Raw genomic sequence first — 20,220 nt, forward strand, 5'->3', positions numbered from 1 at the left:
AAATGGAAGAAGGTTTGGAAAACTTATATATTTCCTTTCCGTAATTAAGCCCTTTGGTCGTGTGGTTGTGATTGGTAGATATCAATCTGTTTTAGATATCAATCTGTTTTAATGTAGTGAGTGGAGATTATGTTTACGGGTCTTGTTGACCATTGCGGAGCAATACAGTCTATTAAAATGTTATCGGAACGGGCAGTGGTATACGTTGAGACGCAATTTCTGAATTTGCAGCCTGGGGAAAGCATTGCAGTGGATGGCGTTTGCGTGACCGTTGTGGAAGCAAAATTGAACGGTTTTCTTTGTGAATTATCTTCCGAAACTTTAGCACGTACTTCAGCGCGCTTTTATAAAATAGGCGATCAGGTCAATTTGGAGCGTGCTTTACGATTAATGGACCGAATGGGAGGCCACTTTGTCACGGGTCATATCGATCAAACCATTATATTAGTATCTAAAGAAGAAGAGACTAAATTCGCCCGAATGGTTTTTAATGGTATTTCAGAAGAATCTCAACTTTATATGATAAAAAAAGGCAGTGTAGCAATAAATGGAGTGAGTTTAACAATTAACCATGTAATGAAAGATGTCTTTTCGGTGATGTTAATTCCTCACACGTTAGAGAGAACAAATTTAAAAGATTTGGTAATAAGGCGCGAGGTGAATGTCGAATTTGATTTAATAGCAAAAATTACTGCTCAAACAACACGGGAGATAATATCTAATGAACAAAGCGTTTGATAGTATCGAAACTGCTCTAAAGGCTTTGCGTGAAGGCGGAATGGTTATTCTGGTTGATGACGAATCTCGAGAAAACGAAGGCGATTTGATTGTCGCTGCTGAACACGTTACGTCCGAGCAGATTAATTTTATGACTCAATATGGAAGAGGTTTAATTTGTTTGCCAATGATGGCTAGCGATTTTGAACGTTTAAATATTCCTATGATGGTGATGGAAGATCGAAATCGATCATGTTATCAAACTCCTTTTGGGATATCTATTGAAGGAGCTTATGATGTCACAACAGGAATCTCGGCTCAGGATCGAGCTCGCACAATTCGCATCGCGATTGATGAGAAAAGTGGACCTGACGATATTGTTATGCCCGGCCATATTTTTCCTTTGAAAGCGAAAGATGCAGGGGTTTTAGCCCGGCCGGGGCATACCGAAGGAAGTGTCGATTTGTGTCGTTTGGCAGGATTGAAGCCAGCCGCTGTTTTATGTGAGGTGTTGAGTGAAGATGGTAGTATGGCGCGTTTGCCCGATTTACAACACCTTGCCGAACACCATCAGATTCCGCTTGTCAGTATTCATGATTTGATTACTCATCGCATTAATCACGAAATTTTGATTGATGAAATTTCCGCTTCCACGTTGCCACTTAAAAATCAAGGTAAATTTACAATTAAAACCTTTCGTAGTTGGATCGATAATTTAGAACACGTGGCTTTAATTAGTCAGAAAAAGTCAAGTGATAAATGCTGTCTGGTACGTGTTCACTCGGAATGCCTAACCGGCGATGTGTTTGGCTCTTCCCGCTGCGATTGCGGTTGGCAATTGGAAGCCGCTTTAGATGAAATCTCTAATCGTGGAGGAATTTTACTTTATCTGCGCCAAGAGGGTCGTGGCATTGGTTTAGGGAATAAAATAAAAGCCTATGCTTTGCAAGAAAAAGGCTTGGATACGGTAGAAGCGAATCATCACCTTGGTTTTGCAGCAGATTTGCGGGATTATGGGTTGGCAGCGCAAATATTGCGGGTTTTGGGAGTGCGAAAAGTTTGTTTATTAACCAATAACCCTAACAAAGTTTCAGGTTTAAGGCGTTATGGAATCGAAGTTTTAGAACGGGTAGCTTTAGAAGCAGTCCCGATAGGCGATAATATTCGTTATTTAAAAGCAAAACGAGAAAAATTAGGTCACTTGTTAAACTTAACAGCGGAGCCGATTAATGACACGTCAACTTAAATTCGCTATTGTGGTTAGTCAATTTAATCAACCAGTGATAGGGAAATTATTAACTGGAGCTTTGTCTCGTTTAGCGGAGTTGGATGTTAAAGAAAATCAGATTAAAACGGTTTGGGTGCCTGGGGCGGTGGAAATTCCATTAATGGCAAAACAAGTAGCAAAAACTAAACGTTATGATGCTATTATTTGCCTGGGTGCGGTCATTCGAGGAGAGACCAATCATTATGATTACGTCTGTCAGCAAGTAAGCTTAGGATGTCAACAAGTAGCCTTGGAATATGAAATACCCATTATTTTTGGTGTTTTGACCACGCAAAATAAAGAACAAGCTTTTGCCCGCGCAGGCGGAGAGAGAGGTAATAAAGGGGCTGAGGCCGTAAACGCAGCGATGATGATGATTGAAAGTATAAGAAATATTGAAGTTGATGCATAATCATAATAGTAAAAATCCCATTTTGCAAGGTATTTCTAATTGGTTTGTCCGTCATTTTTCGGATCCCGAAGCATTGGCTTTGTTTTTCACCTTAGTCTTTGGTTTTTTGTTAATTGAATTTTTCGGGAAATTTTTATTATCAGTAGTGATAAGTGTCGTGCTTGCTTATCTCTTTGCTTCACCGGTGCGGTGGTTGGAACAATGGGGGGGTTCCCCACTGGCTTGCGGTCACGCTAGTCTATCTCTTTTTTTAGGTCTTTTTGTACTTGCTCTTTTTGGTTTGCTGCCGTTAATGTGGAAACAGCTTGTTAGCATGGTACATGAATTTCCTCGGGCTATTACTAAAGGCCAAGCGTGGATGACTGAGTTCATGCACCACTATCCCAAATTGTTTCCGACGGATCCGCTAACCAACTTTGCTGTTTATTTACATCAGCAATCAGCTCGAATTGGACAATTTATTCTATCCCTTTCCCTAGCTTCTATCCCTAGCATTATTGAGATTATTCTTTATTTTGTATTAGTGCCTTTACTCGTGTTTTTCTTTTTAAAAGATGGCGAAGCTATTAGTGTTTGGCTCAGCCGTTTTTTACCAGAGCGCCGTGGACTTATTCGAATTGTCTGGCACGAAATGAATCAAAAAATCGGTGCTTATGTTCGGGGGCGGGTGATTGAAATAATTATTGTTAGCTTTGTTTCGGTTATTGCTTTTGCGCTATTAGGACTGCAATACGCCTTTTTAGTAGGGGTGCTATTAGGGTTGTCTGTGATTGTACCCTATATTGGCGCGGTGATCGTTACTATTCCTATTAGTGTTGTGGGTTTAATGCAATGGGGCTTATCCGCGCATTTTGCTTATTTAATGATTGTTTATGCTGTAATTATCACTTTAGATGGAAATTTATTGGTGCCACTTCTCTTTTCAGAAGCTATGGATCTACATCCAATTGTAATTATTTTATCGGTTCTAGTTTTTGGCGGTATTTGGGGATTCTGGAGTATATTTTTTGCCATTCCCTTAGCTACACTGATGAAAGCGGTATTGAATGTGTGGCCAAAAGCTAAAAAAGTAAATGATCCGAAACAAGCAGAATTGCCGATTGCGCCAAAAAAGTAGCACAGAAGAGGGATAAAATTCAGCAATTACGGAATTATTTTTCGCTTTCTTCGTCGCTACCAAAGAGGCTAGCGGCAGACATTACTTTTTCTTGAGTAATTTTAATAACTTTTTGATTGGCATGGTTTAAAGCGGCTTTGATGAGATCTTCAATAACTTCTTTTGATTCTTTTAGAAGTTCGTCAGAGAGAATAAGGTTGATGACTTCATGTTGAGCTGTAAGGGTTACTTGAACCATGCCAGCACCCGATTCACCGGTAACTTCAATTTTCGATAATTTTTCCTGCGCTTTCTGCATCATCTCCTGAATTTTTTTGCATTTTTCATCAAATTACCGAGATCAAATTTGCCACCAATCATTGTCGCCTCTTCAATTTAATTGTAATTTTCAACAGGTACTCTGGAATGGAACGCGTAACTTAATGTACCACCGTCGAGGTATTCCAATTCACCACCAATTGGCACGCCATGGGCAATGCGCGAACACTTTATTTTAGTCTGATCGATGTGATTTGCAATATAATGTGCCGTTGCTTTGCCTTCCATAGTTGCATTGGTAGCGATAATGAGTTCTGTGATGGTTTCGTTCCGCAAGCGTTCAAGGAGAATAGGAATTCCAATTTCGTAGGGCCCTATGCCATCTAATGGAGAAAGACGTCCTTGAAGCACAAAATAACGACCTGAATAGATCTGAGTTTGCTCGAGGGCAGCTACGTCGACTGGACTTTCTACTACGCATAAGAGAGTCGGATTACGTTTTGGATTACCACAAATGTCACATACATCTTGCTCAGTGTAAATCCGGCATAATTGACACTCTCCCACTTGGCTAATAGCGGATTGTAAAGATTCAGCCAAAGCCAATCCCTTAGCTCGTCTGGATTTTGCAAGAAGATGAAAAGCCATCCGTTGCGCAGATTTGGGCCCCACGCTGGGTAAGCTTTGAAGCGAAGTTATAAGCTCTTTTATCAGTGGGCTAAACAAAGATTTCTCTCTTAGTTAGTAGAACTCCGTCCGTAATGGCTTTTTGTCGACCACCTTCTCCTTTTCCACCTTCTTCTATGGAAATATTGCGAATATCATCAGGTATACGCATATTTTGAAGAAGTTCGATTGTCTTGAATTGGGTAGTTTTTTTGAATAGCTTCGCTCAAATTTTTCCAGGCTTCGCGAATACGCCATTTAAATTCCTTAACCCTGCCTTGTAATGCGCGCTCGTTAAATTCAATATTTTCAAAATTATAAGTCTCTGTCATTGTAATCCGAACTTTTTTACTGCACCTGTTGTTGCATGTCTATAATTCTGTTTTTTGATGTCTGCCAGTAGGGCGATTATCGGTTTCTGGTAATGTTGCCATTGAAATACCTCCACTCAATTTGGATAGTTATCATTTTTATCCTGTCTTTTATGCTTTTTTTCATGCGAAATAATACTTTCCTTTACAACAGTCGCGTTAAAAGTTTGCATTATTCGTTGAATCTGATGATCATTTAAAATTCTTTTTTCCGCTTCCGTCTGGCGATTTTGAGCTACTTTTTCAACGATGGCAGAGGGTGTTTCTCCGGAATTTTCGCTGATATCAATTTTCACACTGATGGATCGATTAAAATATTTACTTACTCCTTCTGAGATTCTTTGGACCTGTTTTTCTTGCAGCAAGGGTTTTTGTTTGGGATTTAAAGTTAAATGCAAATGCGTTTCAGTTTTTCGGTTGAAACTGCATTGTTGTGCTAAAGCAAGAGCAGCGCCTGTCAAATTTAATTGAGGTAATAGATGATGCCATTGAATTTCTTTAGATGATGAAGAAGAGTGCGTTGAGCTGGTGGTTTTTTGAGACGGTTTATTTTTAATTGCTGGCGACGTCGATTCAGGATAAAAGGCAAGCATTCGTAATAGCGTCATTTCAAATCCCATTTGTGGGTTGGGAGAATAGGGTAAATCTCGTTGCCCTAATAGGCCAATTTGATAGAAGAGCTGCACATCTTCGCCATGAAGGAGGTTCGCTAGTTGGCGTAGTCGTTGTTCATTATCGTTTTCAATTTGGGCGTCAGGAACGGCTTGAATAACCGCAATTTGGTGAAGTAAGGCCAATAATTCGCTAAGAGCATTAGAAAAATCTGCTCCTTGTTGGGATAGTTTGTTGATACAGTTCAGCAGATCCTTTCCTTCTTTACGGATAAGGGAGTCTAGGATATCAAACAATAAAGTCGGTTCAATGATTCCGAGCATAGTCTTCATATCGGCTGTAAGGACCTTCCCATTCCCATAAGCTATCCCTTGATCTAAAAGACTCAAAGCGTCGCGAACGCTTCCATTAGCAGCTCGAGCTAATAGATCGAGTGCGGCCTTTTCAAATTCAATATTCTCTTTTTGTAAGATGCTTTGACAATGAGTGGTAATTTGGGCCGGTAAGAGCGGGGTGAGGTGAAACTGTAAGCAGCGGGATAAGATGGTTATGGGTAATTTATGATGCTCTGTAGTGGCAAGGATGAATTTAACATGGCTAGGCGGTTCTTCTAAAGTTTTTAACAAGGCGTTAAAGCTATGACCTGAAAGCATGTGCACTTCGTCAATTAGATATACTTTAAACCGGCCTTTCGCTGGCGTATATTGAATATTATCCAGTAACTCTCGCGTATCTTCTACTTTGGTGCGAGAAGCCGCATCTACTTCAAAAAGATCTGGGAATCGACCGGAATCGATTTCCTTACAACTTCTACAGATATTGCAAGGATTAGCGGTAATGCCTTTTTCACAATTAAGACATTTAGCGAGTAGTCGTCCTAAAGTGGTTTTACCTACGCCCCGGGTGCCGGTGAATAGATAAGCGTGATGGAGATATTGTTGATTAAGAGCGTTACTTAGGGTCTGAATAACCGGCACTTGACCAATCACTTCTTGAAAGCATCGAGGACGCCATTTTCGTGCTAAGACTTGATGAACCATATTAATCCATTCCTAAAAAAAGTAGCCACAAAAGCCACACCCGGCAACCAAATCCACCGTTACCGTTGCTCCCTTCCGGGCCTGGCGGGGTTTACGGCAATCTGTCACGAAAGGGGACCTCCGTGGCCACTGAACTCAGCATATACATATCGTATCATATTCCAAAACGTCCATCTGTGCGCCAAGATTGGCCATAGATGGGGGGTGTCTCCATCCATAATTATATAATAGATTATAACTAGTCAGATGGCGGAGAGGGAGGGATTCGAACCCTCGGTACGGGTTAGCGTACACACGATTTCCAGTCGTGCCTCTTCAACCACTCGAGCACCCCTCCTGTCACGTTCCAGATATCCTATTTCTCAGTTATTCCCACAATAACGCGAAAGTGATCCAAGATTAAACTAGAATGCCGATAAGTGCAATAAGTTAGTCCCCCGCGGACTCATCTTGTTTGCGGTAGTGTGGTACGTTCCAGGGATCCCCCTTTTTGCAAAGTGGTCTGAGTTGAAAAAGCCTACTTCCGGGAATTCCGCATAATTTGTCTAAAAGGTAATATAACTATTTGATCTTAAAATAGTATTAAGAAAGGGTTCGCCGAAGGATCTGGAAATATATCTCAGAAAGATTATTGAGATCTGCAATGGTAGTATTCTCATTAACGTGATGAGCGGTTTTATTGACAGACCCTAGTTCAACGACTTCACAACCAGCAGCAGCCAGAAATTGGCCATCGGAAGTTCCACCATATGTATTGGGTTCAGTCTCATGCTGGCAAATTTCTTTAATGGTCTCACGGGTGATGGCTGCTAATTTGCCATTCCCGCTAAAAAAGGTTGGCTGGAGAGGTTCCATTGAATCTCATATTTGAGCTGTTGTTGGTCGAGAATCGTTTCGAATTTTTTTGAAGTATTTCTGGAGAATGGATAGGGGCAAAACGAAAATTAAATTTGGCTTTTAATTTTGCTGGAATGATATTAGCGGCCCCACCGTCTGCTTCAATATTATAAAACTGCAACGAAGTAGGGGTAAAATAATCATTTCCTTTATCCCAAGTTGTTTTTGTTAATAGAACATCAAATGCTTGAAAACAGCAATGAATGGGATTATCAGCTAAATTTGGGTAGGCGATATGGCCTTGCTTGCCGAAAATAGTGAGGTAACCGTGAAGTGATCCTCGCCGGCCGATTTTAATGGCATCGCCCAAGGTTTTATTGCTGCTGGCTTCACCCACGATACAATAATCCATTTTTATATTCTTTTTTTGTAAATACTCCACTACCTTACGCGTTCCATTTTTTGCTGGGCCTTCTTCATCACTGGTAATGATGAATCCAATTGTACCGTTATGATCGGGGTATTGCTTAACAAATTTTTGGGCGGCAACAACCATAGCGGCTAACCCACTTTTCATGTCAGCAGCTCCTCGGCCATAAAGATATCCGTTTTTTTCTGTAGGAGTAAAGGGGGGGACACCCATTGTGTTTCATCTCCGGGCAGGACAACATCAGTGTGGCCTGCGAAAATAATGAGCGGTGAGCTTTTACCGTGCCAAGCCCATAGATTGTTGACTTCTGCAAAGGGTAAACGTTCGTATTGAAATCCTGTGGAGGTTAAGCGTTCAATTAAAATGTCTTGGCAACCAGCGTCATGGGGAGTGATAGAAGGACGTTCGATGAGTTGTTTTAAAAGTTTTAGTGTGTCGTTCATATTAATTTTCGCGTAAAAGTTCATTTAGGGAAATTTTATTTCGAGTTTTTTCATCCACTTGTTTAATTATGATCGTGCTATATCGGTTGTAATTTCCTTCTGGAGAAGGAAGGCTCCCCGATATAACTACAGAACCAGAAGGAATTCGTCCGTAAGTAATTTGTTTGGTGAGTCGATTATAAATAGGGGTACTTTGGCCGATGAACACACCCATGGAAATAACGGCACCTTTTTCAACAATAACGCCCTCTACAATTTCAGAGCGCGCACCAATAAAACAGTCATCTTCAATGATAGTAGGATGCGCCTGCAAAGGTTCGAGAACGCCACCAATGCCAGCACCACCAGAAAGATGAACATTTTTTCCAATTTGCGCGCAAGAGCCCACGGTGGCCCAGGTGTCAATCAAGCTTCCTGAATCGACATAGGCACCAATATTGATATAACTTGGCATAAGTACCGTATTCCGGGCTAAATAAGCGCCTTTCCGTACGATTGCATGGGGAACAATGCGGATCCCTTGTTCACTGAATTCCGCTTGGTGATCGTTCTTTAAAGGGATTTTATCATAGAAGGAAGCGTAACCCCCTTTAAAAGTTTTGAGAGGTTCGATTTTAAAATAAAGTAAAATGGCCATTTTAGCCCATTCATTGGTACTCCATTGCTCGTTACGTTTTTCAGCAATACGAATTTCTCCCCGATCCAGTAGTTCTATAGTTTGATGTACAGCTTCACGAATTTTGTTCGGAGTAGTGTTGCTAGTGAATTCGTCTTTGTTATGATAAGCCTTTTTGATAAGGCGCTGGAGGTTACTCATTAGGGGGCATCCCTTTAGTTTCAGTTGCTGAATAATAACAGATATTCCTTATACGAAAGAAGTCTTATGTTCGGTGGATTGTCTATGCAAGGTTTTCTGCCTGAAAAAATAAATAAGGTTTTCTTTAGCAAGGAATCTCTGTTGACGCATTTTAACATCGACAGTATCATGTTTTCTTTCTTAAGACCCGCGCGGGGTATAGCGCAGTCTGGTAGCGCGCCTGCTTTGGGAGCAGGATGTCGGGGGTTCAAATCCCTCTACCCCGATTCAGAAGCTAGGAAGAGAGACGACGCATCACTGCGTGGTGATTTTTTGTTTGAGTTTGATTTCCAACTTAAACTTGACCCTCAAGCGTGGTTACGTGATTATAACTAACGGTATGCGCGCCCGTAGCTCACTCGGATAGAGCATCGGCTTTCTAAGCTGAGGGTAGCAGGTTCGAATCCTGCCGGGCGCGTTTCAGAGGACTGAAGGCAGAGTAATGCTCCGGGTAAAAAATAATTAATTGTGATATGAAGTAAATGACTTAATGGTGGGCGTAGCTCAGTCGGTAGAGCTCCGGATTGTGATTCCGGTTGTCGTGGGTTCGAGTCCCATCGTCCACCCCATTTCTGATCTTATTAGTTGGCCTAAGCTCCTGCTGGAGGGACACACTTGGAAAAGCAAATCATACCTGTTTTATTAGCTGGGGGTATTGGGAGCCGATTGTGGCCTGTTTCTCGGGAAAGCTATCCAAAACAATTTTGTAAGTTATTTGATGATCTATCTTTGCTGCAAAAAACGGCGGAAAGAGCCCGATATGTTTCTGGCATTTCGGATTTAATCGTAGTTACAAATGAAAATTATTATTTTTTATGTCGAGATCAATTGGAGGCCATTGGTTTTACGAATGTTCATTACATTTTAGAGCCTTATCCAAAAAATACAGCTCCAGCCCTTGCTTTAGCTGCTCAATATGTCTGCAAGTATATAGACCCTACTACCTTACTCGTATTACCTTCAGATCATTACTTAAGTGATCACGTTGCTTTTAAAAGCACAGTAGAAACAGCGCTTCACTTAGCTGAACAAAATCATCTTGTTATATTTGGTGTTGAACCCCATTCGCCTAAAACCGGTTATGGATATATCGAAAAAGGAGACCCGTTCGCAACCGGATTTCGGGTGAGTCGCTTTATCGAAAAGCCCTCATTTCAAAAAGCAAAAAATTTCATTTCCCAAGGAAGATTTTATTGGAATAGTGGTATGTTTTTATTTAAAGCTCAGACGTACCTAACTGAATTAGAAAATTTAGCCAATGATATTTTTATTGAAACTCAAAAGGCTTTTCGAGTTACAAAGAAACAATCTGAATTTTTCCGAGTGAGTAAAGATTTTAATTCCTGTCGAGAAGGCTCTATTGATTATGAGCTTATGGAGAAAACCAATAAGGCAATTATGTTGCCGCTTTGCACTCAATGGAATGATCTTGGCTGTTGGTCAGCGGTTAGGGAAACAGGGAAGCCTGATACTGAGGGTAATGTCCAATATGGCAATGTGCTGATGAGCAAATGCCAGAATTGTTTAGTTAGTTCTGAAGGCAGGCGAGTAGTTGTCATTGGTGTGAAGGATCAAGTGATTGTAAGTACTCCCGACGCTATTTTGGTGATTGATAAAGATCATGCCCAAGAAGTAAAAACTGCTGTAGAACAGATGAAGTTGCAACAAGATTCTGTTGCTACTGAGCATAAACGAATTTATCGTCCGTGGGGGTATTATGAAAAATTAGCTTCAGGTTTGGGATATCAGGTAAAATATTTAGTGGTTAATCCTCGCGCAGCGCTTTCCTTGCAGTTACATCATTGTCGTTCCGAGCATTGGGTTGTGGTCAGCGGCGAAGCCGAAGTTGTTAATGGAGAAGATCGCTTTCGTTTATTTTCTAATCAATCTACTTATATCGAAAAAGAAACCAAACATCGATTGAGCAATGCCAGTGACCAACCCTTATTAATGATTGAGGTGCAAAGTGGCCATTATCTAGGAGAAGACGATATTGTGCGGTTTGAGGATGTTTATGGGCGGATGAATAATGTATTAATCTCATAATACTGATTATCTCTATAAGTTAAAACTTACTTGACTATTTTTCAAAAAAATAGAGCTTAATCCAAAGCGAACCGCGTTTTTATAAATTTTTTTAGATTATTATAAGGGTCGGGAAAAATTCGCTTAATTATCCTTAATAACTTAGAAACAAATTGATATTGGATCATTTTTAAAATTTGTCTTTTTATTATTAATTTTAAAATTTTCATTTTTCCATTGTTTTTTTTATCGATTGGATAGCTGAGTAGAGAGATTTCTTTAATGATTCCTGGGATGTATATTTTTTTCTAAAAAATTTTTTGTTTGTTCTGGAATAGAGATCTATAATATGAGTATAAATTGTTTCTGGTTTAGAGATTCTTCTTGCAGGAACATTTCTGTTGAACATAGTTGAAAGTGCAAGGAAATAATTTGTTAAATTATTATAAGTGCCAAGATTTATTTCTCCAATTGGGGATTTTTTAATGAATTTTATTGATTTATTTTTCTTAGTAGAGAGAACATTCACATGGGGTCTAATAAGCTCTTCTAAATTTGATTGAAAATGTGATGTTTGTTCACGGAGGCAAAGAATTTTGAAGCCGCGATAATTCTGAAGCGACTTCGCATATTCCATGAAAATAGTCAGGGAGTGGTTAGCAAGAATTGCTGAGAAATCAATAACTAATCCATCAAAGAAATTAAGGCTCTCTGGCTCTTGAATAATGGATTGAACTACGAATTGACTCGAAAGAAAATAAACATTGTGTTTTATAAATTTAGTATAATTTTTTATGTTTTCAAGGCCCTTTGGATTTGGGTAATAGAAAATTAATATATTTAATTTTTTATCTTCAATCGTTTTAGGATGGATTTTTATCTCTTCCAGGCCCTGTACGATTGCATTAACACACAGCTTGAATCGTTTATCATAGGATGTTCTTTTTGCAGTTAAAAGTCGTTTTTCAAGTAGGTCCTTGTCAAAACGCTCTTTACCAGCTTGACGAATTGCTTTCTCAAAGCCGTCTACATTAGATGCAAAATGGATAACTTTTTCTTTATCTTCTTTTATTAAATTATCAATCGGTGTGCTTACCACTGGTAAACCACTAGCTAAATATTCGTATGTTTTCAGAGGGAAAGATACTTTGATAAAGTTTTTTTGCACGAATGGAATAATCCCCACTGTTGATCGATAGGCTATTTCTCTAAGTTGTTCGAGCTGCATTAATCCCAAATATTTTACATTTTCATGAGATATAAGATTTTTCCAACCTTGATCATTTTCAAAAACGACTTTTCCACAAAATACAAATTGCCAATCCTTCATTCTCTTTACGAGTTGATTGAGTAGACCATAATCAAGTTTGTTAAAAATATTACCCTGATAGAAAGCTATATTTTTTTGTGTTGGAATATTTTTTCGCGCAGATAAGGAATAAAATTGATAATCACAACCATTGTTTATAACAATAGAGGAACCTATATAGTTACCGTTAGTATGGTAGCTTTCTTGAACACCTTGTGATACACAGATTAATAAATCGGTTGCTTTTAATGCTAGTTGGTCCCGATTATATAAGGATGTTTCCTTCTGAAAAGCTACGGGACCGTCATCGGAATAAAAAGCTTCGGTAGCATGATAGACTACAAAAGGAAAATAAGTTGAATGGATGAATTCCCAAAAATTGCAATTATAAATCCAAGCGAGAGGCCAATTTATATTTTTTTCTTTTAATGCTTGGGTAAGTAACTGATTTTGGATCGAACCATATTCATTATATATATGCAATAAGATGACATTAGATAGTTCAGTTTCTTCAAACTTATAAGCCGGTTTATCAAGATCAGCTTGAATAAAGATTACAGGGGCTATGATCGATAAGCGTTTTGAATAATGATAGCGATTGCTTCGCATTTCTGTATGCCAATTAGACCAGGTGAACATAACGATGCTGTCTATTTTACTTTTCAGTGTCTCTAAGGTTTGATTAATTGTCATTCTATTTCTTTTTCTGATTAGTCTATATCGCATTCAAGACATATTGTTTCCATTTTAAAGTAATAATTTCTCTCCATTCTCGACTGCCTGTGGATGATATATTTATTTGGAATGTTTTCTTTAGCCAATCGACTTCCGGAGCAGGAAAACCCAATTTATCTACTCGCAGTCTAACATCCTCTGGGACTATGCCTTTTATAGCTTCTCGTAAAACGGCTTTAGTGTAGCCTTTATTTATTCTAAGCGATACAGGAAGGGATAAACAAAATTCAACGATGTCTTTGGAAATAAAAGGAACGCGAGATTCTATAGAAAATGCCATGGAATTCCTATCCTCATATCGGAGCAGTTGTGGTAAGTTTGAATCACAAACCAAATCTTTGAGTTGCTCCTCAAAATCCCCTTGAGGCTGGTTAAGTTGAGATAATCTGTGTTCATACTCATCAACAAATTCACTTTTAGAATTTATAGATAAATTTGGATTTAATAAATTATTGCATTTAGTCTTTAGATAATATTTAACAAAATTAGAGAATGATTTTTTCTCAAGGGAGATATTCATTCTCTTTTTTGCTGCTCGCAATTCTTGGCGGTAAAGAACATAATTTCCTTTATTCAGCAAAGAATTTAGATAAATAGGTAGATAACCTAGATAACCTGCAAGCATTTCATCTGGTCCTTGACCATCCAAAATTACTTTTGTTTGGGAAGTAGAAATTTGTTTAAAAATCGTATATTGAGCAAAAATGCTGATACTTCCAAAAGGCTCATCTTGAATAGAAATTAACTTAGATAATTCATTTTGAAAAGATTTATAGGTGGGCTCGACATATGTTGCTATAGCTCCAGATAATTCAACAACTCTTTTTGCCCAATGAGACTCATTAAGATGGGTATGATTTGGATAATGGATAGTAAAAGTTTGAAGAGGTTTTCCTTTTTGCAAGCCGCTAGCAATAGAGACAATTGTTGAAGAATCGATACCGCCACTTAGACAAGAACCTATCTGAACGTCACTTCGCATATGAAGTTTAATACTTTGAATAATAAGATGACGCAAATTTAATGCTGCATTGCTTAAGGAGATTTTTTTGATCTTTTGAGAAGGAGCCCAATAGCGAATAAAATTTAATTTTCCAAGCGGTTTGTTTAGATCGATAATACTGTAATGTGCATGGGGAAATCGTTTAATGTATTTAAAAAACGTCCAATCCTTTCTTTCTAAAAAGGAATTTTCAATAAAAAGTTGGATGGATACATCGTCAATTTCATTAAATGTTGAATGAGCGGCTCTTAAAGCTTTGGGTTCAGAGGCAAAAAATAAATTATTTTGAACAATTCCGTAATAAAGTGGCTTTATAGCGAATTGATCTCTCGATAAAATAATTTTTTTTCGATCAAATCATATAGTGCTAAGGCCCACATTCCAATAAATAAAGAAAAAGCATTGTGTCCCCAATGACGAAAGCATTCGAGAATAACTTCAGTGTCGGAATTGGAATTAAAAATGCTTTTTCTTTTTTCACATTTTTTACGAAGTTCTATATAGTTGTAAATTTCACCGTTGTAAGTCAATACATAACGACCATCATGACTGAGCATAGGTTGTGCAGCATGATTTGTCAAATCGATAATTGAAAGTCGTCTATGACCTAAAAACACACGACGGTCAGATGAATACCAAGTTCCTTCACCATCTGGTCCTCTATGGAGCAAAGCATTCTTCATTTTCTCGATTAAGAAATCCGAATTAAGTGAGATGTTGTTAAGAGATATGATCCCTGCGATACCGCACATAATCTGTGTTTGTCTAAATTTGAAGCTTTTTCAAAAGTATAATGTATGTTTTTTCTATTATCTAGAACTTTTTTAAAAAATAACTTAGAAAAGAAACATACTTCTCTTAAATTGAGATGAATTCTTCTTTCTGGCAAAAAAAATTTAGCCATTTAACTTAGGTTGTAGGTTGCACGATTCTATTTGACTTTTTTTATAGTGATGTATTTTATTTTCCATAGAGAAGATTGAGGTTTTAAAGTTAAATTTAACAATACTAAGCGAATATCTAAGGTATGGGACAATTCTATAGGGATAAATATAATTTTGGACTTTTTAGCAAATTGCTTATCTATGTAACTGTATAATGAGATAAATTTCTTTTCATTACATCTAGGGGTTTGGTTTTTAGGTGCTTTGTCACATTGCATTTGAGCCATACCTATACGAATTCCTCCATTTAAAACGAGACCATTTAAAATAAGAAAGTAAGTTCCTGGGTTTAATTGAAAAGTCGGTGATATAAGTTGATAACCCATTGCTGTATTGCTAGTTTTTATTAAAAAAGAGTGATTAAAATTTTTTATTGATATCGCGCTTTCAGCTTTAAACCAGCGATTAAGTGCAGAATATTCAGACTTCCACCCTTCCGCGAGAGGTTGTTTCAGCATTGTTTGGGACGCATAATTCAAAGGGGATATGTAATAAGCGTAAGGACCGTATTGATTCAATTCCTTAGATTGGATATGTAGAGAAGTTGCTTGTGGGGTTGCCCAATAGTTTCTATTATCAGTAGAATTAAGAAAAGATTGATAATTTTCGAAGTAATAGAGAAGATCTGATGGTTTATAGCTGCCAGTGTTTAGACTTCCAATGACGGTATGAAAAAACGTGTCGATATCATTTCTTGAATAGAAATTTATCATTTCGGCGGATGGAATTTTATGCCCTGAAGCAACTTGATCAAAAGTAGCTTTTGCTATGAGGCCGATAGTGGGATCAAGAAGTAAAGGGATTCCTGTATATTTGGTAAAAATTTGCACATGATTTTCGATGATTCCGCCGTTCCAACCGACAAATATTATTTTTATCGGAGCAATCGGATGCAGCAATCGATATAATTCATAGGTTATCCTGACATAATCTGAGCAAACTAAAGATGAACATGATAAGTCTATCTGGAGAGAATGGGAAGAAGATGGGGGTGAGCAGACACCATAAGGCTTTAATTTATAAGCCACAAGAGTTGCAAAAACTATTTTTCGACCCATATCATTTAACTGAGAAAACGGTTTTCCTAACGCTGTAGTAAAGGTGGCTTCATATTTCTTATAGTAGGTGTATATAGTATTCGGGTTTTTCTCAATTATGTTCAATATTGCTTTGGATAAAAATGGTGTTTTTTCTGGCAATCCAACGGATTTAATTGTTATTGACAGAGTAATGCTCATTAAAACAATTTTTAAGAACAACAAAAATTTTTGCTTTTGAAATAAATTTACCTTAATATTTAACATAGAAAATCTTTTAAAAAATTTGTAAAGACCCACCACTTTACAATTTCATTTTAATTGTGTAAGTACTTTCCTTTATTTAGGGAGTTATTTTATCATTTTAATGGCATATTGTGTCAGTCTTATCCTTGTTAAGGCAAGTTTTATCGTGGAATCGATTCGTAATGAGAAGTCCCCGATATTTGAAGCTTGTTTGCCGCCTAGAAACCAGATAGAGTGAATAATGGAAACTTTTCTTTAACTATTAAGTTACAAGGGAGTTATTAGATGTTATCCTAAGCAAAAAATTACATAGAAAAAGTGCTAAATTCTGGAAAGAAGATGAAACATTCTAAATGAATTATAATTATAATGCAATTCTAATTATATAGAATTTATATAGTATAGAATTTATATAGAATTGATATGCCTGTAAAAGGCTATGGCAATAAAGTCATTTTAGACTTTGTTTGTGGGCCTGATCACGATTTAATTGGTTTTGGCTATTATTCCAAACCCAAAAAGCTAATAGATGCTGATGTTTCATTCCCTTCTCTTGAAGAGGCAAGGTGTCAATTAGAAGTAAAGTCAATTAGAAGTAAATAAATATAGAGGTAGAATTAGGTCCGCTTAGATGAGAACTCTTCAAAGTTACCATTTGAGGCTGATTTAATTGATCATATTCATAGTTCCCATGTTATTCACTATATACAAAATCCAGAAAAAGTTCTAAATCGATTCAAAAGAATGTTGAAATCGGGCGGGGATCCCCGTACATGTAATGATTTATAATTATAACAGTTTATCGGTACATCCATCCTCATTAAGAGGATTGTTTAAGGTCAATGTCAATATACTAGATGCTAGATGCTTTAAATAAAGCAATTCGATTAAATTGTAGTTATCTTGGCGCTGAAATTTCAATATTTGAGATGTCTTTATTATCAAAATGCTTTGATGCGATAAGATAATGAATTTAGCTCTACCGAAGTGAGCATCGTAATTTTCTTTTGTCATTAACTTTTGATAAAAAAGGATATGCGAGGGATTGATGGCTGTAAAAGTTCAGGGATTTTCATTTCCAAATTCAATTTTGAATATTCGATTTATTTGAGATACTATTAAGGGACCAAATTTTGTGCGTATTGATAAGGGGAATTTATGCCAGATTAGTTTGGCATAATTAATAAATTTAGATTCCTTCTTTATAATTATTGAGTCTTTAAGCTTTTTAAGTGAAAGTTTAAAAGATGAATATTTATATTTTTTACAATGAAATAACACAACACATCTATTATGAACTTTTCCCAGTTTCATGAGTTCTAGTGAAGAAATCTTATTGTCTTTGATGATTAAATCTTCGGAAGAAAGGAAGCATTTTTCCATGTCATTCCAAAAATTGTTTGGATATTGGAAATCCGTTAAGGGATTAGATGGTCTATAAATATCATAAATTAAAGGTATTTTAAGTAGATTTTTTAGCATTATCCTAGCAGGGAGAGCATCAAAATCACAAGCAATAATTGCTGATACATTTTGAAAACGGCAACCTAAGGAAAATAAAGTAGAATTGACATACACAAAATAATTGGCAAATACATGAAAATCGTTTAACTCATCAATAGTTTTTAAAAATTGAGATATTAAATTCTCTTCTGCATTCGCGATTAGAGTAATCCTGACAAGTTCCAGCTGCCATGAACAATATCTTTTTTCATTTATTTCTAACCAAGTTTGTCTATCACAGTTGTGGGGTGCAGTAATTCGAAGAGTCCCATACTGCATCTGTTTAGCATCTATGTCATTACCGAGATTATTGATAGCAAGAAGATGTATAGCTCCAAAATTGGAAAGCTTTTTCTTTATTTTGCAGAAATAGCTTTTGATTGAAGAAGCATCAGCATCCAGAAACAAGAAATGCTTGGAACGCTTTGTTGATCTAATGTTTATAGTATATTTTAGATTTTTATTTTCTGCTATTTTATCTATTGCTATATCAAAGTGTTTGGCGAAATTTTCTATCCAATAATCGCGTTTTAGAATAATATCTTGATAGGCTTGTTCTACGATAGTTGTTCTGTTTTCATCAGAAGAGAAAAAATCACAAACTTCATCAAAATTAGAATAATCTTTTTTTAGAGGTACATAATGGACCCAAGGCTTTAGAATATTTGAGTACTCTCCTTCATATAAGATTTGGAGAGTTTTTGTGGCAACAGCTTCAAAGTGTCTAGGTGATATCTGGTTGTAATCTATTTTCTCACCAATTGATTCAAGTAATTCAAGAATGCGTTCAGCAACTTCCGGATCATTTTCATTTTCCAACTGATAAGTGGATTTAAGTTTTAAAAATCGCTTTTCTAAAGAACCATCTAAATCAAAAATATTTGCTCCAGACTCAACGCCTAATACGGCTTTACAATTTCCTAAAAATTATACCACTCATCTCCCTTTTTGCGGTCTTCCCACCGACTGGATATGTCGATAACTAATCCTTTTTGTTTGGCAAGAACTCGTACATCGTAACCGATTTTACGCTTCTCGTAAGCTAATTGGCCAAAAATCAAGGGTTGAATTGATCCGCGATAGCCGATGTCAATTTTGCGACCCTCTAGAGGGTAACTCAATTGCCGCATTTTGGGGGTGACGTAACCTGTTAGCATTTGATAAAACTGAATATTACCTACTATTTCTTTAGGATAGGCTTTGTGCCTTTCCAATTCTTTTAAGCAGGTGAATATTAAATCGAATTTATTATGCCCAATGTATTCTGCTACTTGACGTGTATTAAATTGTTCGTCTTGCTTAAATAAAATTTTTAAGCCCTGGTAGTCTCGAAAATGAGTGTTGAGATTGCTATCGAGGTAGCGAAGATTTTCTAGATTATAGGATATTGTATTATGAATGACTATTCCCTTATAATGGGAAATATCTATTTCTGCAGGAATTTTGTAATAAGGTCCTTGATATTTAAAAAAATTCAATATATAAATATTAAATTTAGAAAACCTTTTTAAGTAGTTTATATTTTCAGGAATTGTGGCAATCCCTTGTGGGTCGAGATAACAAAGTAACAGAAGCGAATGCTTTTTTCTATTCATGTCTTTTTCCTCACGATCTTATGAGGATACTGTGGCTAATTTAGAAGTGCTTATTTTAGAGTCTTCCATTATTTCGACTCCTCCAAAACTACGCATATTCCCATGTTCTAACCACAATACCTTGTTGCAATATGTTTTTATAATTTCATTTGAATGCGAGGCCATGACGACGATATTCGATTTCTTAACAAAACTATCCATCCGTTTTCTTGCTTTGAATTGAAAGGCGGTATCACCAGCACCAAAAATTTCATCAATTAAAAGAATATCGGGATCCACTATGGTAGAAAGGGCAAATGCCAATCTAACGGCCATACCAGTAGAATATTTTTTAATTGGCATGGCGAGATACTCACCTATCTCAGTAAACTCTTGAATATCTGGAATTAAAGACTTTATTTCTTTTTTAGAAAGACCTAACAACATTCCACGAATTTTTATATTTTCATAACCATTTAATTCAGGTTGTATTCCAATATTTATATCAAGTAAGGACGCGACTTTACCATCAATTTCAACTTTCCCAAATTTTGGAGCAAACACTCCAGCTAAAACTCTGAGTAAAGTGCTTTTACCAGAACCATTATGACCTATTAACCCCAAACGATCACCGTGTTTTAAAGAAAAAGAAATATCGTTTAGGGCTTTTACAGACACGGAACTGCCATTTATTAGTTTTAATTTTCCTCCTGTAGCAGCGTTTAAGATACTCTTTTTAAGAGAACGTTTATTTACCCCGTACAAAGGGTATTCAAGGTGAAGATTTTCTATGTGTATGGATGACATTTTATTAATCT

The 20,220-nt window shown here is 37.0% G+C and carries 16 protein-coding genes, 4 tRNA genes, 1 other RNA gene and 4 pseudogenes; 10 read left to right on the forward strand and 15 right to left on the reverse strand.

Features of this window, described 5'->3' with window-relative positions; all coding sequences use genetic code 11:
• Positions 1 to 129 precede the first annotated feature (129 nt).
• Genes MRH55_RS01625 through MRH55_RS01640 form a run of 4 tightly spaced genes read left to right on the forward strand, consistent with a single transcriptional unit; the run spans position 130 to position 3,513 of the window.
• A complete protein-coding gene (locus MRH55_RS01625) occupies positions 130 to 738 on the forward strand; it encodes a riboflavin synthase (protein WP_304985756.1) in 609 nt (202 codons plus the stop codon).
• Positions 722 to 1,963 (forward strand): 3,4-dihydroxy-2-butanone-4-phosphate synthase, encoded by a 1,242-nt coding sequence (ribB, locus tag MRH55_RS01630; RefSeq protein WP_304985757.1) that lies wholly within the window; start codon positions 722 to 724, stop codon positions 1,961 to 1,963. The genes MRH55_RS01625 and ribB overlap by 17 nt, the downstream gene beginning before the upstream one ends.
• Positions 1,947 to 2,396: a 6,7-dimethyl-8-ribityllumazine synthase gene (ribH, locus tag MRH55_RS01635; RefSeq protein ID WP_304985758.1), complete on the forward strand. Its 450-nt coding sequence runs from the start codon at positions 1,947 to 1,949 to the stop codon at positions 2,394 to 2,396. The genes ribB and ribH overlap by 17 nt, the downstream gene beginning before the upstream one ends.
• Positions 2,389 to 3,513: an AI-2E family transporter gene (locus tag MRH55_RS01640; protein ID WP_304985759.1), complete on the forward strand. Its 1,125-nt coding sequence runs from the start codon at positions 2,389 to 2,391 to the stop codon at positions 3,511 to 3,513. The genes ribH and MRH55_RS01640 overlap by 8 nt, the downstream gene beginning before the upstream one ends.
• Before the next feature lie 34 nt (positions 3,514 to 3,547).
• Here the strand turns inward: MRH55_RS01640 and MRH55_RS01645 are convergent.
• From MRH55_RS01645 to dapD, 8 genes and pseudogenes are all read right to left on the reverse strand, one after another.
• Positions 3,548 to 3,873 (reverse strand): annotated as a pseudogene (locus tag MRH55_RS01645) (YbaB/EbfC family nucleoid-associated protein).
• Between the two features lie 15 nt (positions 3,874 to 3,888).
• Complete coding sequence (gene recR / locus MRH55_RS01650; RefSeq protein ID WP_304985760.1) at positions 3,889 to 4,497, reverse strand: recombination mediator RecR; 609 nt, start codon at positions 4,495 to 4,497, stop codon at positions 3,889 to 3,891.
• Positions 4,490 to 4,787, reverse strand: a pseudogene (locus MRH55_RS01655) (YbaB/EbfC family nucleoid-associated protein); the annotation flags it as partial. The pseudogene MRH55_RS01655 and the gene recR, both read right to left, overlap by 8 nt.
• 98 nt (positions 4,788 to 4,885) lie before the next feature.
• Complete coding sequence (gene dnaX / locus MRH55_RS01660) at positions 4,886 to 6,460, reverse strand: DNA polymerase III subunit gamma/tau (protein ID WP_304985761.1); 1,575 nt, start codon at positions 6,458 to 6,460, stop codon at positions 4,886 to 4,888.
• A 25-nt stretch (positions 6,461 to 6,485) separates the two neighbouring features.
• Positions 6,486 to 6,583, reverse strand: an RNA gene (gene ffs, locus MRH55_RS01665) — signal recognition particle sRNA small type.
• A gap of 124 nt (positions 6,584 to 6,707) precedes the next feature.
• A tRNA-Ser gene (locus MRH55_RS01670) sits at positions 6,708 to 6,797 on the reverse strand.
• Positions 6,798 to 7,042: 245 nt separating this feature from the next.
• A pseudogene (gene dapE / locus MRH55_RS01675) lies at positions 7,043 to 8,170 on the reverse strand (succinyl-diaminopimelate desuccinylase).
• 1 nt (position 8,171) lies between these two features.
• Complete coding sequence (gene dapD, locus MRH55_RS01680) at positions 8,172 to 8,987, reverse strand: 2,3,4,5-tetrahydropyridine-2,6-dicarboxylate N-succinyltransferase (RefSeq protein ID WP_304985762.1); 816 nt, start codon at positions 8,985 to 8,987, stop codon at positions 8,172 to 8,174.
• Between the two features lie 192 nt (positions 8,988 to 9,179).
• On the opposite strand from dapD, the gene MRH55_RS01685 reads away from it, so the two are divergent.
• From MRH55_RS01685 to MRH55_RS01700, 4 genes are all read left to right on the forward strand, one after another.
• Positions 9,180 to 9,253: transfer RNA gene (locus MRH55_RS01685), tRNA-Pro, on the forward strand.
• 117 nt (positions 9,254 to 9,370) lie between these two features.
• Positions 9,371 to 9,444, forward strand: a tRNA-Arg gene (locus MRH55_RS01690).
• Positions 9,445 to 9,519: 75 nt separating this feature from the next.
• Positions 9,520 to 9,595 (forward strand) — tRNA-His (locus MRH55_RS01695).
• Positions 9,596 to 9,641: 46 nt separating this feature from the next.
• Positions 9,642 to 11,072, forward strand: coding sequence for a mannose-1-phosphate guanylyltransferase/mannose-6-phosphate isomerase (locus MRH55_RS01700; protein WP_304985763.1), 1,431 nt, complete (start codon positions 9,642 to 9,644; stop codon positions 11,070 to 11,072).
• A 205-nt stretch (positions 11,073 to 11,277) separates the two neighbouring features.
• Here the strand turns inward: MRH55_RS01700 and MRH55_RS01705 are convergent, their stop codons facing one another.
• The 4 genes and pseudogenes from MRH55_RS01705 to MRH55_RS01720 form a co-directional block, all read right to left on the reverse strand.
• Entirely contained in the window at positions 11,278 to 13,053 is a 1,776-nt protein-coding gene (locus MRH55_RS01705) for a glycosyltransferase (RefSeq protein WP_304985764.1), read from the reverse strand.
• A 22-nt stretch (positions 13,054 to 13,075) separates the two neighbouring features.
• Complete coding sequence (locus MRH55_RS01710; protein ID WP_369421459.1) at positions 13,076 to 14,413, reverse strand: asparagine synthetase B family protein; 1,338 nt, start codon at positions 14,411 to 14,413, stop codon at positions 13,076 to 13,078.
• Positions 14,405 to 14,850 (reverse strand): annotated as a pseudogene (locus MRH55_RS01715) (asparagine synthetase B family protein); the annotation flags it as partial. The gene MRH55_RS01710 and the pseudogene MRH55_RS01715, both read right to left, overlap by 9 nt.
• 179 nt (positions 14,851 to 15,029) lie before the next feature.
• Positions 15,030 to 16,346 carry a hypothetical protein gene (locus MRH55_RS01720; protein WP_304985766.1) on the reverse strand — a complete coding sequence of 439 codons (1,317 nt, stop codon included), beginning with the start codon at positions 16,344 to 16,346 and terminating at the stop codon, positions 15,030 to 15,032.
• 402 nt (positions 16,347 to 16,748) lie between these two features.
• On the opposite strand from MRH55_RS01720, the gene MRH55_RS01725 reads away from it, so the two are divergent.
• Positions 16,749 to 16,928, forward strand: a complete 180-nt coding sequence (locus MRH55_RS01725) for a hypothetical protein (protein ID WP_304985767.1) — start codon at positions 16,749 to 16,751, stop codon at positions 16,926 to 16,928.
• Between the two features lie 75 nt (positions 16,929 to 17,003).
• A complete protein-coding gene (locus MRH55_RS07575) occupies positions 17,004 to 17,114 on the forward strand; it encodes a methyltransferase domain-containing protein (protein WP_369421461.1) in 111 nt (36 codons plus the stop codon).
• A gap of 273 nt (positions 17,115 to 17,387) precedes the next feature.
• Here MRH55_RS07575 and MRH55_RS01730 read toward each other — a convergent pair whose 3' ends face one another.
• From MRH55_RS01730 to MRH55_RS01740, 3 genes are all read right to left on the reverse strand, one after another.
• The gene (locus MRH55_RS01730) at positions 17,388 to 18,647 is read right to left on the reverse strand and encodes a hypothetical protein (protein WP_304985768.1); all 1,260 of its coding nucleotides are present in this window, start codon (positions 18,645 to 18,647) and stop codon (positions 17,388 to 17,390) included.
• 101 nt (positions 18,648 to 18,748) lie between these two features.
• A complete protein-coding gene (locus MRH55_RS01735; RefSeq protein ID WP_304985769.1) occupies positions 18,749 to 19,306 on the reverse strand; it encodes a hypothetical protein in 558 nt (185 codons plus the stop codon).
• Positions 19,307 to 19,441: 135 nt separating this feature from the next.
• Positions 19,442 to 20,209, reverse strand: coding sequence for an ABC transporter ATP-binding protein (locus tag MRH55_RS01740; RefSeq protein ID WP_304985770.1), 768 nt, complete (start codon positions 20,207 to 20,209; stop codon positions 19,442 to 19,444).
• Positions 20,210 to 20,220 lie beyond the last annotated feature (11 nt).

Origin of the sequence: Coxiella-like endosymbiont (assembly GCF_030643785.1) — a bacterium.
Classification (GTDB): domain Bacteria; phylum Pseudomonadota; class Gammaproteobacteria; order Coxiellales; family Coxiellaceae; genus Coxiella.

What these genes read in the sequence shown, in the direction of transcription:
- MRH55_RS01625 (WP_304985756.1), top strand. Translation starts at nt 130, where the DNA reads ATGTTTACGGGTCTTGTTGACCATTGCGGAGCAATACAGTCTATTAAA.
- ribB (WP_304985757.1), top strand. Translation starts at nt 722, where the DNA reads ATGAACAAAGCGTTTGATAGTATCGAAACTGCTCTAAAGGCTTTGCGT.
- ribH (WP_304985758.1), top strand. Translation starts at nt 1,947, where the DNA reads ATGACACGTCAACTTAAATTCGCTATTGTGGTTAGTCAATTTAATCAA.
- MRH55_RS01640 (WP_304985759.1), top strand. Translation starts at nt 2,389, where the DNA reads ATGCATAATCATAATAGTAAAAATCCCATTTTGCAAGGTATTTCTAAT.
- dnaX (WP_304985761.1), bottom strand. Translation starts at nt 6,460, where the DNA reads ATGGTTCATCAAGTCTTAGCACGAAAATGGCGTCCTCGATGCTTTCAA.
- dapD (WP_304985762.1), bottom strand. Translation starts at nt 8,987, where the DNA reads ATGAGTAACCTCCAGCGCCTTATCAAAAAGGCTTATCATAACAAAGAC.
- MRH55_RS01705 (WP_304985764.1), bottom strand. Translation starts at nt 13,053, where the DNA reads ATGACAATTAATCAAACCTTAGAGACACTGAAAAGTAAAATAGACAGC.
- MRH55_RS01720 (WP_304985766.1), bottom strand. Translation starts at nt 16,346, where the DNA reads ATGTTAAATATTAAGGTAAATTTATTTCAAAAGCAAAAATTTTTGTTG.
- MRH55_RS01725 (WP_304985767.1), top strand. Translation starts at nt 16,749, where the DNA reads ATGCCTGTAAAAGGCTATGGCAATAAAGTCATTTTAGACTTTGTTTGT.
- MRH55_RS01740 (WP_304985770.1), bottom strand. Translation starts at nt 20,209, where the DNA reads ATGTCATCCATACACATAGAAAATCTTCACCTTGAATACCCTTTGTAC.